This window comes from Scytonema sp. PRP1 (assembly GCF_036697665.2).
GTDB lineage: Bacteria > Cyanobacteriota > Cyanobacteriia > Cyanobacteriales > Nostocaceae > Kalymmatonema > Kalymmatonema gypsitolerans.
Genome location: NZ_JBAHYJ020000113.1, coordinates 185602 through 201156, shown reverse-complemented (window position 1 = coordinate 201156; position 15555 = coordinate 185602). Strand labels below are relative to the sequence as shown.

Annotated in this window: 13 protein-coding genes and 1 pseudogene; 5 read left to right on the top strand and 9 right to left on the bottom strand. The window is 43.6% G+C overall.

The window, feature by feature from the left end; translation table 11 throughout:
- Positions 1 to 207: 207 nt before the first annotated feature.
- Complete coding sequence (locus tag V5G28_RS30375) at positions 208 to 1047, bottom strand: uroporphyrinogen-III synthase (protein ID WP_332987259.1); 840 nt, start codon at positions 1045 to 1047, stop codon at positions 208 to 210.
- A 147-nt stretch (positions 1048 to 1194) separates the two neighbouring features.
- Between V5G28_RS30375 and V5G28_RS30370 the strand changes: the two genes are divergently transcribed.
- Complete coding sequence (locus V5G28_RS30370) at positions 1195 to 2610, top strand: 1-acyl-sn-glycerol-3-phosphate acyltransferase (RefSeq protein WP_096565817.1); 1416 nt, start codon at positions 1195 to 1197, stop codon at positions 2608 to 2610.
- 94 nt (positions 2611 to 2704) lie between these two features.
- On the opposite strand, the gene V5G28_RS30365 is transcribed toward V5G28_RS30370, so the two are convergent.
- Positions 2705 to 3802 (bottom strand): serine/threonine protein kinase, encoded by a 1098-nt coding sequence (locus V5G28_RS30365; protein WP_332987117.1) that lies wholly within the window; start codon positions 3800 to 3802, stop codon positions 2705 to 2707.
- Positions 3803 to 4441: 639 nt separating this feature from the next.
- Positions 4442 to 4732, bottom strand: coding sequence for a hypothetical protein (locus V5G28_RS30360; protein WP_332987116.1), 291 nt, complete (start codon positions 4730 to 4732; stop codon positions 4442 to 4444).
- A gap of 13 nt (positions 4733 to 4745) precedes the next feature.
- On the opposite strand from V5G28_RS30360, the gene V5G28_RS30355 reads away from it, so the two are divergent.
- Positions 4746 to 4919: a hypothetical protein gene (locus V5G28_RS30355; RefSeq protein WP_332987115.1), complete on the top strand. Its 174-nt coding sequence runs from the start codon at positions 4746 to 4748 to the stop codon at positions 4917 to 4919.
- Positions 4920 to 5054: 135 nt separating this feature from the next.
- Here V5G28_RS30355 and V5G28_RS30350 read toward each other — a convergent pair whose 3' ends face one another.
- The 5 genes from V5G28_RS30350 to mnmE all read right to left on the bottom strand — a co-directional run bounded on the left by V5G28_RS30350 (position 5055) and on the right by mnmE (position 11761).
- Entirely contained in the window at positions 5055 to 5528 is a 474-nt protein-coding gene (locus V5G28_RS30350) for a peptidoglycan-binding domain-containing protein (protein WP_332987114.1), read from the bottom strand.
- 190 nt (positions 5529 to 5718) lie between these two features.
- Positions 5719 to 7308 carry an alkaline phosphatase D family protein gene (locus tag V5G28_RS30345; protein ID WP_332987113.1) on the bottom strand — a complete coding sequence of 530 codons (1590 nt, stop codon included), beginning with the start codon at positions 7306 to 7308 and terminating at the stop codon, positions 5719 to 5721.
- A 738-nt stretch (positions 7309 to 8046) separates the two neighbouring features.
- A complete protein-coding gene (locus V5G28_RS30340; RefSeq protein ID WP_332987112.1) occupies positions 8047 to 9093 on the bottom strand; it encodes a D-alanine--D-alanine ligase family protein in 1047 nt (348 codons plus the stop codon).
- A gap of 213 nt (positions 9094 to 9306) precedes the next feature.
- The gene (locus V5G28_RS30335) at positions 9307 to 10077 is read right to left on the bottom strand and encodes an SDR family NAD(P)-dependent oxidoreductase (RefSeq protein ID WP_332987111.1); all 771 of its coding nucleotides are present in this window, start codon (positions 10075 to 10077) and stop codon (positions 9307 to 9309) included.
- A 301-nt stretch (positions 10078 to 10378) separates the two neighbouring features.
- A complete protein-coding gene (gene mnmE, locus V5G28_RS30330; protein WP_332987110.1) occupies positions 10379 to 11761 on the bottom strand; it encodes a tRNA uridine-5-carboxymethylaminomethyl(34) synthesis GTPase MnmE in 1383 nt (460 codons plus the stop codon).
- 239 nt (positions 11762 to 12000) lie between these two features.
- Between mnmE and V5G28_RS30325 the strand changes: the two genes are divergently transcribed.
- The gene (locus V5G28_RS30325) at positions 12001 to 12192 is read left to right on the top strand and encodes a hypothetical protein (protein WP_236116267.1); all 192 of its coding nucleotides are present in this window, start codon (positions 12001 to 12003) and stop codon (positions 12190 to 12192) included.
- 259 nt (positions 12193 to 12451) lie between these two features.
- Here the strand turns inward: V5G28_RS30325 and V5G28_RS30320 are convergent, their stop codons facing one another.
- Positions 12452 to 13384 carry a CBS domain-containing protein gene (locus tag V5G28_RS30320; protein ID WP_332987109.1) on the bottom strand — a complete coding sequence of 311 codons (933 nt, stop codon included), beginning with the start codon at positions 13382 to 13384 and terminating at the stop codon, positions 12452 to 12454.
- A gap of 346 nt (positions 13385 to 13730) precedes the next feature.
- On the opposite strand from V5G28_RS30320, the pseudogene V5G28_RS30315 reads away from it, so the two are divergent.
- Together V5G28_RS30315 and V5G28_RS30310 are read left to right on the top strand one after the other, a co-directional pair.
- Positions 13731 to 14720: pseudogene (locus V5G28_RS30315) on the top strand (aspartate carbamoyltransferase catalytic subunit).
- A 386-nt stretch (positions 14721 to 15106) separates the two neighbouring features.
- Complete coding sequence (locus tag V5G28_RS30310; protein ID WP_332987107.1) at positions 15107 to 15514, top strand: pentapeptide repeat-containing protein; 408 nt, start codon at positions 15107 to 15109, stop codon at positions 15512 to 15514.
- Positions 15515 to 15555 lie beyond the last annotated feature (41 nt).

Genomic DNA, 15555 nt, shown 5'->3' with positions numbered 1-15555 from the left:
TTCGCTTACGCTCAAACGGACACTTCCGTGCGGCGGGTTTTCCCGTTAAGGAAAGTGTCCTCCCCAACCTAGTCTAATGTCAAAGGCTTAGATGGTGTCCGTACCATTTGCGATTGCCTCCGGCACTGCCCCTTGGGCAATCGCCTCCAAACAGACAGCAGCTTTATTCCCTATTCTAGATTTCGCATAAATTGGGCAACCAGGAACTCAATGATGAAAAAATGCGGTTATTGCATCCGCAAACCCCGCAAATGAACTATAATCTTGGGCAACTATCGAGACATTTAAACCTAACTTCTGGGCATTAGCTGCTGTATAAGGCCCAAAACAGGCGATACGCGTAGCGTCAAGCCTCCGGCTTATCGCACAATGCTCGTAATTACTTTTTGCATCAACCATTTGCAAAAAAGCTGCGACTTCCACAGTACTACTAAAGGCAATGACATCAATTTTGCCTTGCCGAATCAGGTTTAACTCAACCTCGTAGATATTTTTGTCCAAACACCGCGTCCTATAAGTTGGTACACAAGTCACCTTCATGCCCAATTTTTCTAAACCTGCAATAAAGTTTGGAATCACATCGGGTTCTGGTACACCGACAACTTCTGGAACCGGAACGAGTACACTTTGCTGGGCAATATTTGGAATTTTAGCCAATTCAGTAATGATTCCGGCGGGGCTGGGTTGTGTTGGTATTAAATCGGCTTTGATGCCAAAAGCTGCTAATCTTTCCGCGTCTGTACCTATAGCACAAAATAGACAGTTTGTCAAAGAAAAAAGGTTTAGCCCCAAATCTTTCAGGCGTTGGAAAAATGCTTCGATACCATTTCTACTGGTAAAAGCAATCCAATCAAATGTGTCGATTTGTTGCAGTGCAGCATCTAACTCAGTAAAGTTTTCCAGCAGACAGGTTTCGATGGTTGGCATCAAAATCGGCAAACCGCCTTGGTTGATCAGTTGCTCAGATAACCTGACGGCGTAGTTGCGAGGTGCGGTAACGATAATTCGCTTACCGTGTAAGGGCAGTTGTACGGTTGGAGTCAGCAGTTTAATTTACCTCCTTGCACAAGATAATAACGAACCGTAAAGGCGGGTATGAACCGCAAAGGCGGCTTTCCAGAGGGAAAGACTATAATTTAAGGACTAAGGGCTTAAAGTTTACCTATTTTAAGCAACACGACCAGGAGAGCCATCTTGCCGCATTCGATTCAACTCGCTCAACCGCCCCTAGAGTTTATTCCCGAGCAATTTAACCCATTAGTATACTATATTACCCAAAGGTTACTGCCAGTCCTGATGCGGTTTCGGATTCGACCGTGGTTACCTGCTGGGATCGCACAGGTTGAAACTGTGAATGTTGAGAGGCTAGTCAATCTTTACCAACAATTCCAAGCCGGCAAAGTTCGCTTTTTGATAGCATTTCGCCACCCAGAGGTTGATGATCCTCTTTGCATGATGTATTTACTCTCCCGTGCTGTACCAAAAGTTGCTCGTCAAAAGGGAATTTCATTACAGCAACCTATTCATTCTCATTTTCTCTACGACCGAGGGATGACTCTGTGGGCTGGGGATTGGCTTGGTTGGTTCTTTTCTCGGTTGGGTGGCTTGCCAATTCATCGAGGTAAGCGGCTAGACAAGGTTGGTATGAAGACAGCGCGGGATTTGTTTGCTAATGGCAAACTGCCAATAAGTGTAGCTCCTGAAGGCGCAACTAATGGACATAGCGAAATTGTTAGCCCCTTGGAACCTGGCGTAGCTCATATGGGCTTCTGGTGTGTGGAAGATTTGGTCAAAGCTAACCGAACTGAGGAAGTTTTCATTGTACCGATTTGCAATCAATATCACTACATCAATCCATCTTGGGGAAAACTAGATTGGCTTTTGGGGAAATTGGAAGCTGATTGCGGTTTACCAGTGCAACAACTTGGTGAATCAAACCTCGTTGAGCCAGAAAAAGTTTTTTATGAGCGACTCTTTCGCCTCGGTGAACATGTCCTTTCCCAAATGGAACAGTTTTACGCTCGCTTTTCCCATCAAAGTACACCAATTGTCAAGCAAACAGATCCATCTGCAAGTCGTAACGAGGTACTTGAGGCTCGACTCCAAACGGTATTAGATAGGTCACTACAAGCAGCCGAGCAATATTTTGGTCTTGAATCCCACGGAACAGTGATTGAGCGCAGTCGCCGAATAGAGTCAGCAGGCTGGGATGATATCCACCGCAAGGATTTGCCAAACTTACACGCATTATCACCCGTAGAGCGGGGCTTGGCAGACTGGATTGCTGAAGAAGCATCTCTGCGGACGCTACATATGCGCCTAGCTGAGAGTTTTGTGGCGGTGACAGGAACATATGTTCTAGAAAAACCTACTTTTGAGAGATTTGCCGAAACATCCTTAATCTTGTTCGACCTGATCGCCCGGATAAAAGGGGAGAAAAACCCTGCACGACCTCGCTTAGGTTGGCGAAAATCACGGGTAACGGTAGGTGAGCCAATTTCAGTCACACAACGTTGGTCAGCTTATCAGACAAGTCGTCAAGCAGCAAGAGTTGCGGTTAATGACCTGACGCAAGATTTGCAAGTGGCGTTGGAGAAGATGATTTCGTAGATTTGTTGGGGGAGTTGGGGACGATGGCGCGGAGCGATCGCCGTAAGGCGGGCGCATTTTTATCGCTACGACAAAGGATTAAGAGAAGCAGCACTTAGTCGTCATCATCATCATCATCATCATCATCATGCTCATCGTCGTCCTTGTCATGTCGGTCATCTACATCATTGTCTTCCCTGTCGAATCGGTCATTTTTTTCCTTGTCATGTCTCTTAATTTTGTGGTGCTCATGCTGTTCATGAGTATCTGTAGAATTAGAGATACTGGAAATGATGCTTATTGTGCCAAGCAGGCTGACTAAGCCAAGGGTACCAAGCCCAACTACTTTGGCGATTGAACTGAGTTTGCCGTGCTGCACTAGCTTTCCCACTTTTGGGTTGCCAACAACATCAATCGACTGTAGCGCCGAAAGAGCAGTACCAGCATTATTGAAGCGATTTGTTAGATCGGGTGCTATCATCTTTTGCAGCCAGTTGATAAACTTTGGATGGAGCGAAGGTAGCAACTGTTTGACATTGATACGATAGGCCGAATCTATTAAGTCACCGACTTGAGTTGAGCGGGTTTGTGTTAGCAAGCAGATGAGCGTCACACCGAGACTATAAAGGTCGGAGGCTTCTGTTAGCTGGCGATTGAACAGTTGCTCGGGTGGCATAAAGCCCAGTGAACCCTTAACCGTGCTACTTACTGCTACTTCTCCACCTCCGATACGCGCAAACCCAAAATCCACTAAATAAACCTTGAGTTTATCCTGACGCTCAACGAGGATATTCTCTGGTTTAATATCCCGATGAATGACGGGAGGATAAGTTGATTGCAGGTAGGCTAAAACATCTAATATCGCTACAGCAATTTGCTTGATTTCCTCTGGTGTCCACTGGTAGGGTTCAGCTAACGAGGAAGCAGGTTTATATTCCTGAACCAAACAAAAGCCAGATGGAGTTTCAAAGGAATCGAGATAGCGGGGAATGCTGGGATGATGCAGTTGTTGCAACACTTGCATTTCCTGTTGGTAGACATCGTAGTCTGACCAAGTGGCTCCAACTGTTGCGAACTGAAACTGCTTAATGACTACGGGCCTCTGAGTAGTTGTATGGGTTGCGAGGTAAGTGACACGACCACTGGTGCTGTTTTTCCCCAGTATGCGCTTAATTTCATAGCCTTGCTCGGAAAAATCTGGGAAGCTGCTCATAAATTTGACGCTGCATGGTGTATTGTCTTGTAGGGCTCTACTCTGTTCAAGGTGAGTTTGATCAAGCTTAGAAGACCTCCGCAGGCTTTGCCACGCTTTGGCTAAAACCAAAACTCTCCATTTGTATCTTAAGAAAAAATTTTTTCTCTTACAGCGATTTTCAGGTAAATAGACCACATTGTAGAGACGCTTCAAACAGCGCGTCTCTACAGGAATTGAAATTTTGCATATAAATTTTGCATATGTGGTTCATTGATTTGAAAACTCGTGTAATTACCTACCCTACCGCAAATTCCCTAAACTTCCTGATCGAGGCAGGGTGGAATGCGAACACAATAGAACTGCCTTGAAAATAGAGGCTGAAACCACGCAAAATCGTTCCACCATCATTTTCATTGTTCCTTGTGAGCTTTAGCTCATGGAGTCTCTTGCAAAAGTCGCTTTTGCAAGAGTTGGGTAAAGGGGAAAGGTTAAAGGTTAAAGGGTTTTTATTTTCCTTTCCCTCTTCCCCCTTAACCTTTTCCCCGACTTCTGCAAGAAGTCTAATATCCTTTACCACTGAAAAACAAAAGTGAAGTACCCCAACTTGCCTTCGGCTGAAGTTGGGGCTTCCAACAACAACTAAGTACAAGGACGGTCTTATTCGTCGCGCGAGGTTTCCCGTCTCAACCGCCAGCGCCTCCCTAGAGCCGTCTCTAGTTTGGTCTTACCTCGCGTCCACAGGCAGACACCCGCCTCCCGCAGGTGTATATTTTTACGTACAACATGGCTTGGATTATTTTTTACAGCAGGGCGTAACCTTGCAAACCAGTGGTCATGTTCCTTCCCTGATCTCTGATGTTTCTTCGGCAAGCGTCGTACCGCTACTTTGAAGTTAGCCTTTATGTTCCATACAGTCAGGCGGGTCATCGACCATTTATATATTGTCATAAATGTACATGTTATGTACATTTATATGGAGAAAAAAGATATACACGTTCGTGTTTCCAAGAGAAGATACGACAAACTAAGGTTGGTCGCGCAAGCCAAAGAAAAGACAATCACCCAAATTATTGAAGATTACATTGACCGACTACCGACACCGGAGATTGACAATCACTCGGACACCCACTCATAGGTGTACCTCGTAATTGCCCCACTATCCATCCCCACCCTCTTATAGGGTGGGGAATTCCGTGGAATACGTTAAAAGCTCCTACCGCAGCAGGAGCTTGAAAGTAGAGTTATGGGAGAAGTAGAGAAGTCATTAGTTTTAATCGACTGTCAGGAAAGTCGCTAGTTTGCTCAAAGCATCCCAAGTCTTATCACCAATAATGCCATCAACTACTAGTTTTTTATCTTTCTGAAAAGCTTTGACTGCTGTTTCTGTTTTCTCTCCAAAATTGCCATCAATTGCACCAGTGTCATATCCGCCATCTTCCAAGACTTTTTGCACAATCGAAACTTGTTCGCCAGTGCTACCACGACGCAAAGTAGGTTTATCTACTGGGGCGTTAGCACGCAGAGATTTCCAGGTTAGAGGACCAGCAATGCCGTCTTGTTTAAGCAGGAATTGGTATTGAATAATTTTGACACCATCCTCTGTCTTGGGACCAAAAACGCCATCAACTTTGACATCGTCCTTACGATTGAGCCTTTTGTTCAACAGTTTTTGTAACTCTTTAACTTTTTCGCCTTCAGAACCAAGCTTTAACGTGGGATCGTTGGTCGTATTTGCTGCTACCATAGCTAACTTATCTCGAATGAAGTACTGATAAATTCTTCACCTGCGTCTATGACGATTTCGGATTTGGCTTGGTACACAAAAGGGTACTATTTGGTAGTAGTGCAGCAAGATAAAAGCGCGAAGAACCCTCATGTCCTTCACGCCTTCGCGTCTAGCTTGCACAAAGTTGCTCTGTGGGTGTCTACACGGTTTATTTTTCCGGCGGTAAATCTACACTGTAGAGAGTTTTTCCTTCCAAGTTAATCAATGCGACTGTCATCACCTCTGTATCACCGTCAATTTTGACTGTCCCAAAAAATTGCAAACCTGCACTTGGGGGTCGATTTGGTGTCAAATCTGTAGGTATACTGAGAAACTTCACCTCTGGACCAAAGGTATTGTCGAGTCTATTTGGTCCAAATGTACCAGAGTTGAGAGGACCTGCGACGAACTCCCAGAAGGGTTTGAAGTCTTGAAACTGTGCTTTGTTGGGGTCGTAGTAGTGTGCTGCTGCGTAATGTACGTCTGCTGTTAACCAAACGACATTCTTAATATCGGCTCGTTTGATGAACCGTAATAAATCAGCTAATTCTAGTTCCCGTCCCAAGGCTGGACCGTCTCCGTTGGCTAAGTTCTCAAAGTTGGTGGGACCATCGGGAACTACCAGTCCAATAGGCATATCACTTGCAATGACTTTCCATGTTGCTGTTGATTTCCGCAATTGGTTTTTCAACCAACGCACCTGTGCATTCCCTAAAAATACCGTTTCTGCACTTTGTTCTGTCTGGCGATTCTCTGTGTTTGGTCCCCGGTAACTGCGCATATCAATCATGAAAATTTCTAAGTTAGGACCATACTTGAAGGAGCGGTAAATTCTGCTTGGCTCATCCCCATCAATCCGAATGGGGAAGTATTCCAAAAATGCTTGATTTCCCCGCTGTGCTAGTAAGGAAACGTCCTTAACTGTGTAGCGATTATCATCGAGTATCTCGCCTGGATACCAGTTGTTTGTTGTTTCGTGGTCGTCCCATTGCGCTAGTATCGGGACTTGAGCGTTGAAGCGACGGACGTTTTCATCCAATAAGTTGTATATATAGTTACCACGAAATTCTGTTAAGGTTTCGGCAACTTTTGATTTTTCTGGTGTGGTGATGTTTTTCCAGATACTACCGTCATCTAGCTTGACTTCGGACTGGATCGAACCATCGGCATAAATAGTGTCGCCGGAATGGATAAAAAAGTCTGGATTGACTTGCCGGATGGTTTCGTAAATTTTCATACCACCGAACTCCGGATTAATACCCCATCCCTGACCGGCTGTGTCCCCTGACCAAGCAAACAAGATATCTCGCCCATATGCAGGGGGAGTTCGGAAAGTACCTACAACAGGTTCTGAGTAGATTTTTGTATCGTCTAAGTCTTGGAAAGTGACCTTGTAAAATATCTGCTGACTTGATGGCAGGTTTTTGAGATAAACTTTTGCTGTATAGTCGCTGGCTTCAAGGGCATTTGGTCCAACAACACGCTGCGCACCACGGAAAGATTCATCTGTTGCGTATTCTACAACTATCCGGGCTGGGCGATCGCTCCGACTCCAAATCACAGTTCTATTGCCGTTGATGTCACCACTAGCGACTCCATAAGGTATGGTGGGACGCAATTTATCAGATGTGATTATGGCAGGTGCTTGAGCAAAACCTGTTGATTTTGATAAAAGGTTTGTGGCAATAATTCCACCACTGGTAATCGCTGAACGAAGTAAGAACTGGCGACGGTTTAGCTTTAAGGGATTGGATTTCATAAAATTAATAACTGTAGTTACAAGTGCTACATGAAATTGAATGAACCGAACCACAACGGATCAAAAATAAACAAAGCACACGAATAGATTTTCGTTACTTTTCAAGGGTTATTTTTTAACGACAAGCTACTACACCTCTACACACTTTGCACCCTCACTCTACAAAGTTTTTTGACGCGAAATTGACTCTATTCTTTAACCGGAATTTAACCGAATCTAAACGAAAGCATTAGAATAGGAAATGATGAATCACAAAAAATTTATCATATTTGATAAGTAGGTCAACCTAAAAAAACGTAAAATAGAGTGAGTGCAGTAAGTAAGTAGGCGAAAAAAAGCTCAAACCCTTGATTTATCCGCGTTTCTTCTGCCCTTGATCCACGATTGCCCTGCAGATCAGTGCGCTTCGCGCAATCACGCTTAAATTCAAAATTCAAAATTCAAAAAAAAGAAAAAGGAACTGAGCCGCCTAAATTTTATTTATGGAAAATGAAAAAAATGTTTTCCTCAGCGGCGCAGCGCATTTTAAACGGCGTCCTTGTTCTGAGCCGCCTAAATTTATTTCTGGGGTTCTTAATGCGTGAATTTATAATGCCATACAGAGATGAATTCCCCGTAAGCGCAGCGTCTGCGCTCTTGAGAAGGGGTTGACAAATCCTGCTTTTCCTTAACTTGTCACCAATCCTATAACCCTTGAGATTGCCTTAACTTTTGGTCAGGATATGGTTCACAATTTGGTCATTGAGAGGGTAAAAGCACAATAGAATCCAACGTTTCATTGATTGCCGTCATCAATAACTCATTTAAAGGAATTCCCGCTGCTTTCGCCATACCGACAATCACACTTGTGGGGCCAAAAGTACAATACAACCCGGCTTCTAAGAACCAAGGTTGTCCCTTTGGGTCGATCCGGAAGTCAAATAAACTGTAATGGCGACAGCCCAAAGCCAAATGACACTTTTTAGCCACTTGCTGAACCTTTTGGGTGATCGGGTCATTAGGATCTACAACCCAAGCCTTGATATTATCTTTACCTGTTAAACGCAAATTGCGATCGTCCGGTTGTTGGAATTTGTCAGTATAAGTGCGGATGGGTTTCTCGTGGGGATCTACCAGATACTCTTGAAGGGGTAAACCGACTAGCTCCCCATCTTTGACAATGATGCCGCATCTGACTTCTCGACCGGGTTCAATGAATGCTTCTACGATGACCTCATCTGCATATTCAAATGCTTTCTTAAGGGCAGCGTCATACTCAGTAGCCTCTTTGACTAAGGACACCCCTAAAGAGTTGTCGGAAGTTGCGGGTTTGATGACTGCTGGAGGTGTAACTGTTGGAACGTCTCCTTGGCGGAGCAGTTCTCCAAAAGGCACTTTGACCCCTGCTGCTGCGACAATTGCTTTGGCTGTAGCTTTGTGCGCCGTTATTGCCATGACATCCGGAGTATTGCCTATGTAAGGGATCTTAAGCAGGTCGAATAGTGCGCGGTAGTGAGTCATTCCAGGGATACAAAGCATTTGTGGCAACACAAGGTCAATGTTTTGCGCTGTTAGAAACTGTATGGCATCTAACAGAGGAATCGGTTTGGCGACAGCAATATCTTCTTGATTGAGAGAACAAGGAAATCGCCACTGACCATCAGGTGTGATGTATGCAATCTGAAACTCATAGAGCGATGGATTTGCCGTAGCTACCAGACAGTTTTGGGCGTACTTGCGTGACAAATCACAGTAAAAATCATTGTATGCAGACCCAACTAAATGAAGGATACGAAGTGGTGGCATGATTAATCTTTCTAGGCACTCTTATATCCTACATCTCGCACCCAAACTGTCATAGTCCCATGGACTATAGTTATGTGTATGCAACCCAGCACCGTTCTAAATAACCTTTACTTAACCTTATTTATCTCTAAATTTAACCTTAGACCTTTATAAATTTAGATGTTTCGGAATAGTCATTCTTATTAGGTAACAACTCTTTTCTTTCCCCTATTTCTACCAAGGTAAGCGGCTACCATCCCAGGAAAAAAACTGCCCGCTATCTCCATCCTGAAGCTGTTCGATAACAGCTAACAATTGGTTAACTGTGCGTTCCACTGAAAATAATTTTTCAGCCGGTACATTTGCCTGAAATGGACGAGAAAGGCGAGTATCGGTTGTTCCAGGGTGTAACATCACTATCAATGTCTTGGGGCTAGTTCTTTTATACTCAATTGCTGCTGTTCGCATTAACATATTGAGTGCAGCTTTGGAGGCTCGATATCCATACCATCCTCCCAACTGGTTATCACCAATGCTCCCTACTTTAGCAGAAATACTGCCAAAAACACTGCGCTCATGATGACGAAATAGGGGTAAAAGATGTTTGGCAAGGAGGATAGCCCCAATACTATTGACTTGGAAGTAGCGCATTAAATTTTCTGGCTCAATACGTTTTAAACTTTTTTCTGGTTGCAATGTCTCCTCATGCAGCAACCCTACACAGTTGACAACTAAGTGAAGCTTGTTTACTGCTGCACTTATCTGTTGAACAACTTCAACAATCTGTGATTCATCAGTAATATCCATCGACAGACAAATTAATCTGTCAGAATATTCATCTTTGAGAGTTAATAATTCCGAAGCAGACTCTGGCTGACGATAAGTTGCATAAACCTTGGCAAACCTATGATCTTGCAGTAATTTTTGTACAAAGCCTAAACCAATGCCTTGGCTGGCTCCTACGATTAATGCATTAGCGTTGTTAATTCCTTCAAGAAAAGACATTGATTTTTATTCAGAAACTTTGTAAATAAATGTAAACTATCTAGTGGCAGATGAAAAGCCTGCCTCAGTTTCATATACGACTACAACTTAGTACACCATTTCATTAATTCGTAGCGGATGAAATTTGGCGAGACTCTGCGTCCCTTTGCGCGTTCCTCGGCTACCTGGTGCGTTTAAAAAAGTTACGAACTTATGCAATTTTGTACTTAGTATCAACGAACCGCGAAGACGCCAAGAGCGCTAAGAAAATTCTTCTTGCCCTTCTCCTGATCGAGACGCTACGCAAACGCGTCTTCGTGGTTTATTTCCCAATACAAAATTTACTAAAAATCCTATCAAGTACTGATTCTGTCACTTCCTCACCCGTAATTTCCCCTAGAGCCTGAATTGCACCTCGTAGGTCAATTGTCCAGAAATCAAGAGGTAACTGCTGGACAATTGTCGCTTGCACTTGTTCCAAAGATGTTTTCGCTTTTACCAATGCTGCTGCTTGTCGTTGGTTGATTGCTAAATCCAAATCAGCAGCTTGTACTTTTCCAGCTTGCACTTGTTCCAAAATCGCTGCTTCTAGAGCTTCAATACCTTGATTTTGAGCGGCTGCTGTTTTGACAATGTGATGGATACTCTTTGGATATTGCACTCCTTCTGGTGATGCTAGGTCAATTTTGTTAATCACCAAAATTAATGGACGGTGTTGCACTTGTTCGTAGATTTCTTGGTCTGCTGCTGTCCAACCTGTTTGGGCGTCAATAGTCAAAAGCACTAAGTCGGCTGCACTTGCAGCACGACGCGATCGCTCAACCCCTATTTTTTCTACTTGGTCTTGTGTTTCCCGAATTCCTGCTGTATCTAGTACCTGCACGGGAATTCCGCCAACAACCAACTGCGATTCTACAACATCGCGGGTTGTACCTGGTAGCTCAGTGACGATCGCTCGATCACTTCTGCTCCAAGCATTCAACAAACTTGATTTCCCGACATTCGGACGCCCAACGATCGCCACTTTCAAACCTGTGCGCAGCAGTTCACCTTTGTCAGCCGTTGCGAGAATCCGGGATACGTCTTTTGAAATTCTCTCGATTTCTGATATGATGACCCTATGATCCAGCGGGGGTAAATCTTCCTCAAAATCTATCCTTGCTTCGATTTCTGCCAAGACATCCAAACAGCTAGCGCGTAACTGACGGATAGGATGAGCTAATTTTCCCTGCAAACCGGCGAGTGCTGTTTGTGCAGCTTGAGGCGATCGCGCTCCTACCAAATCGGCAATACTTTCTGCTTGAGTTAAATCCACTCGCCCATTCAAAAACGCCCGCAGGGTAAATTCTCCTGGTTGTGCTAGTCTTGCGCCATTTTCCAGACACAGTTGCAATACCTGTTGCACCGCCATAATTCCCCCGTGACAGTGAAATTCCACCACATCTTCACGGGTGTAGGAACGAGGTGCTTTCATAATCAGCAAAAGTGCTTCATCCACGAGTTGCTGCGTTTGGGGATGACGGATGTAACCGTAAAGGATGCGGTGAGATTCCCAAACTTGACGCCCTGGTGCAAAGAAAAGAGCTTGGGCGATGGAGGTTGCTTGTAAACCAGATACGCGCACAATTCCAACGCTCCCCTGTTGCGGAACAACAGCAGTGGCGATCGCGGCGATGGTTCCAGTAGTAGCAAAGATTTCCGACATTTGCGCCCTTTTAACCAAGACATTGAATATATCTTCGATTGTAGAGAAGTCGCATCATAAAATTTCTATAGTATTTTTGATTTTCGATTTTTGATTTTTGATTTGATTTTAGAAATGTTGCATACAAGCTCACATAGGACAGCGACAAGGTTAAGATTTACTAGACAAAGACAAGTCTTTTTGTTTCACAGTAGCAATTGCTGTATGCCGTTCTTAAAATGACAAACGAGGAGGTTTGCGTGGAAGAGGATAAAGTTAATAATCCTGAAACCAAAACCAACGACAGCGCTGTAGATGAGAAATCCTATGTAGAGGCTGCATCAAAGTTCATCCAAGAGACTCCTTTAGACAAAATGCACGAAATAGCTGAAGCAGCACGACTCAAAAGACTCATGGAACCTCCCAAATGGGTTTTTCCCGAAGATACTTAAGAGTCAAGCAATAAGAGCGAAGAGCGAAGAGTGAAGAGTCAAGAAAGAAAAAATTTCTATCTTTTCTCTTTTCTCTTCTTTCTTTTAATTCTGGCAGCTTTGCGGCTAAGCGCTCAGCAAAAGTTGCGTTTCTTGAAGAGCAACTTGTTCCGGTGTGGGAACGACTTGCCGATTTTGAGTAAAAAACCGCAACTTTTGCTGATGAATACGTGAGATCCTCCTACACCTCCTGCACGTCAGGTGTAGGGCTTCCGGCGAATTAGCTAACTGTGTTCTGCAAAGTTTCGATAACACTGTACATTTGAACTGGATCGAGGACTCGCAGCAAGCTGCTTTGAGTCACAATGCCTAATCCTGTTCCTCCATCCCAAGACACCACTAATCTTCGCGGATGTTGCTGTTGCATCTGGGCAAGAGCAGTCCATAGAGAATCCTCAGGATTCAGCACAAATAGCGATTGACTCATTATAGTCTGCGCTAGAACTTCAGATAAATTTACTTCCATTGCCTGAAATTGCACAATGTCTTGTTCAGTGACAATTCCCACAGGAATGTGAACAAATTGTCTCAAATCTGACTGTAGTTGTTCCTCAGTAATCACGACACAGCTAATCCGAAACTCTGCCATCACCTGAGCTAAACTCAATACCGAAGCAGTCATTGGGGCACGAATCACTTGAGTTGTCATGACATCTGCTACACGCATGAACTTTAGCAGATGAATAGGGCGTAAAATGCTACGAATACTCTCGTGAGAAACTACACCAATAACTTCGTTTTTTTCTCCTACTATCGGTAGATGACGAATGCGAAACCGCCGAAACAAGAACAAAGCAGCAAAAACATCTTTAAAAGCAGCTTGCTGTAGGGTAATCACTGGTTGCGTCATGACTTCAGCTATTGTCACCTTTCCAAAGTCGATGCTATCTGCCGTTAGCCGTACAATATCCCGTTCTGTAAAAATTCCCAGTAACTCTGTTTTCTCCATTACTAAGACACAGCTTGGGTCTGTCTGTTGTACAGTCATTGCATCTAATGGTGCAACACTTGATAATGAGCAACTTTGAATTCGCTTTTGATTCATTACAGCAATGACATCTACCAGCAATGTCTTTGGTGCAACAGTTAGTGGATTATAATCTATTGCCGCCTCTATTGCTGGTTCACTCAGCAGCAGGTCATCAAGTTGCATGGCTGATTTGTCTAAGGAACACTGTTTTATAATGTACCAAGACTGATACAATTCCTTACCTGTTCCAATCTGTTGTCAACTTTGTTACTTTTCGTTACATTTACTTGTGATTTAAAATTTAGGAGCAATTGAGGCAGGTATCTATTTTGATAGATGACAGGTGGTATGATTCCTGTTGCATATGTAAATAAAAAACTGTAGAGATGCGTTTCAATCAGCGTCACTGAAACAATAACAGTGATAAAAACTAAACTCGCAAGTAATCTCCAATATATGCTACAAGTGTGCATCGAAGCTCCTGTTACAGTACGCTGCGTGTCTCTAAGCCGAAAACCATTATTCTTTTATGCCTAATACCACCTGGACTCGTCATCATATTCTTTCCCTCGCTGACTTCACCACAGTTGAGTACGATACTGTTTTGCAAACTGCTGCTAGTTTTCAAGAAGTCCTATCACGGCGAACGAAGAAAGTACCAACCTTGCAGGGACAGGTGGTGGCGAATTTATTTTTTGAACCATCCACCCGCACTCGTAGCAGTTTTGAACTCGCTGCTAAGCGGCTTTCGGCTGATACGCTGAACTTCGCTTCCGGAACTTCTTCGATGACAAAAGGAGAGACGATTCTCGATACGGCGAAGACTTACTTGGCAATGGGAACTGATATCATGGTAATCCGCCATCGGGAGGCTGGAGTACCAAATGCGATCGCCCAAGAAATGGATCGGCTTGGTGTACGCGTCTGCGTCCTCAATGCTGGTGATGGTCAACACGAGCATCCTTCCCAAGCTCTGCTAGACTTATTTACTATCTGTACTCTGCTTGACCCGACCTTCCCCGTATCGAACTTTTAAAAGATAAAAAGATTGCGATCGTTGGGGATATTTTACATTCACGGGTAGCGCGATCAAATATCTGGAGTTTTACAGCCTGTGGCGCTGACGTGCATCTAGCAGCACCACCCACCCTTTTTACCTAAATTATTTGCAGATTACGGCGAAGATAGACCAGGCAAAGTGTTTCTGCATTGGGAGTTAGAACCAGCTTTGCAAGATGCTGATTTTGTCATGACTTTGCGCTTGCAAAAGGAACGAATGACTGCTCATTTATTGCCTTCTTTGCGAGAATACCATCAGATGTTTGGTATTACACGCTCAAAGTTGCAACTGTGCAAGCCAAACGTTAAAGTTTTGCACCCAGGTCCTGTTAACCGTGGTGTCGAAATTAGCTCTGAATTAATGGATGACCCTGAATTTAGCCTGATTCAAGCTCAAGTGACCAGTGGTGTTGCTGTTCGTATGGCGCTGCTGTATTTGATAGGAAGTGGTAAGTCGTAGTTGGAAAATTTATGTAGAGACGTGACATCGCAATCGCGCCAGATTCGCGACTTCTAAAGAAGTCGCGAATCTTGTGTTGATGAACGATTTAGGATTGTTATAGTATTTTTTTATGACTTCAATAAACTGAGATCAAGCCTAGAGTTGCAACAGTAAGGAGGCGAAGCCTCCAAACCCTCGTTACCAGGTTCAACCTGGTAACGAGATTTTAGAGTTCTCTGGCTCTTGTTGGGTGCAAGATCTGAGTAAAATGAGGTACCTTTTCTGGAATTTGCCACAAAGGCTTTGTAGAAGTTAAGTAACTAAGTCCAAAGAAACATAGCATACATTTATTTTTGCCGACTTATTTAGTAACTAGCTTCTAAGAGTGTGGGAGAGAAATCAATATGAAACTGACATTTTTGTTAACTGCTGTAACTTTATTAAGCACAATATCTCTAGCCACTCCCGTTCCTGTTAAAGCAGAAAACCCTGCTCAAGTCCGGCAATTATTAGAAACGGGAGAATGTTTTGGGTGTGATTTAAGAGGAGCTAACCTCAAAGGCGCTCACCTCATTGGTGCTGATTTGAGGAATGCGAATTTAACGGGAGCTAACCTCAAAAATGCCAATTTAGAAGGTGCTGATTTAACTGGTGCGAATTTGCAATCTGCTAATTTAACACAAGCATTTCTCAATAGTGCTAGCTTAAATAAAGCTAACCTCACCAATGCTAATTTGAATAATGCTAATTTATATAGTGCTGAAATTGAAGATGGTGTTTTGGTAGGTACTAATTTATTGAAACGATACTAAAAGCCTTCATACTGGCATAAGCAATGATGTAAAATAAGCAA